Origin of the sequence: Herbaspirillum sp. B65, from assembly GCF_000333555.1 — a bacterium.
In the GTDB taxonomy this organism is placed as follows: domain Bacteria; phylum Pseudomonadota; class Gammaproteobacteria; order Burkholderiales; family Burkholderiaceae_D; genus Herbaspirillum; species Herbaspirillum rubrisubalbicans.
The window spans coordinates 1-1,329 of sequence record NZ_BADI01000461.1; the positions used below are offsets into that span (position 1 = coordinate 1).

At 63.1% G+C, this 1,329-nt stretch carries 1 pseudogene; it reads right to left on the minus strand.

From position 1 onward, the window contains the following. Positions 1-27 precede the first annotated feature (27 nt). Positions 28-1,329, minus strand: a pseudogene (locus I5W_RS11080) (hypothetical protein); the annotation flags it as partial.

Sequence of the window (1,329 nt, forward strand, 5' to 3'; positions counted from 1 at the left end):
CTGCGCCTGCTGCTGTGATACTGCCTGTCAACTGTTAGCGTCGGCGAGCAGTCTCGCCTGCTCAAGGTGCAGCTGCAATTGCGCCTGCGTATGGCGGGCGCTGCGGGCAGCGTATTCAATCTGCACACGCTTCTTGACTGCCGTGGGCAACGCAAACATGGAGCGTCCAATGGCCTTCAATGCGCGGGCAGTGAGGCCTGGCTGGAAGCCGACACGAGGCGTTTCCCCGCGCTTGGCATCTTCGCGCATCTCGCTACGCTGGGTAATCTTGTCGTTGACCAGTGCGCCGCTGGAAAAGGCCCCGGCCACACCGATGAGGGACATCACCGAGGCGATGGCAAAGCGCCCCCCGTTACTGACCACCGGCGCAGCCGTGGCCGCCACGGTCGGGGCCGCGGCCAGCACAGGCGCCAGATTGTTGACCGGTGCCGGGGCTTGGGCCAGCAACTGCACGGCATGGCGGTGCGCCTCGGTGGATTCCGCCTGGATCATGCGCAACAGGGCCGAGACCACCAGCGGCATGTTGCTGCCGGCGAACACCATCTGGAACTGGGCGCCCACCCGTTGCGCCACCTGCGGAATGAAGTCCGACGGCAGGCGCATACGAACCCACGCCGTGCGCACGGCGGTCTCCCAATCGTGCTTGCCATCGACGCTACGCAAGAGGATTGCACGGTTTTCCGGCGAGACGCTCAGCCAATTGTCTGCCTGGACATGTGCTTTATCCGCCTTCAACTGTGCCAACTGGGCTCCCAGAGCCTCATAGCGCTGCCGCCCGCCTGTCATCTCATCAAGCTTGTGCTCACTGAGGGCCAACCTGTTGCCCTGGCCTGCTTCCGGGTCATCTCTGTTGGCGACCAGTGCGCGCCACTCATGCGGATTCATGCCGAGCATGTCGGCCATTTCCTGCTCAAGATACTGGATATGCAGCGACAGGTACTCCTTGAACTGACCCAATGCGACTTCTTCGCCGCGCGTCCATTGGCGCGGGACATCGCTGAGGTCGAGGTGCTCCGGGTCCAGAGACTCCAGGTTCAATTGCCCGGCCTCCAGTTGCGCCTGCTGCTCGGGACGGATCAGGCGGGTTGAGCGCAAGGTGGCCAAAAGGGTGTCGCTTTGCTTGGCCAACTGTCCTTTGGGGCCAGCCCAGAACTGCTGCAGGCCCATGGTCAATGCAGCGGTGCCGATCTGGATATAGGCCGACAGGTGGGAGTTGGCCATGGCAGTACCGCTGATTTGTCCGGCCAGGGTGCCCGCCACACGCAGTACGCGATTCCACGCCAGGTAGTACTGGCTGACGTAGTTGAGTTCAGTGCCTCCTGGCACCTG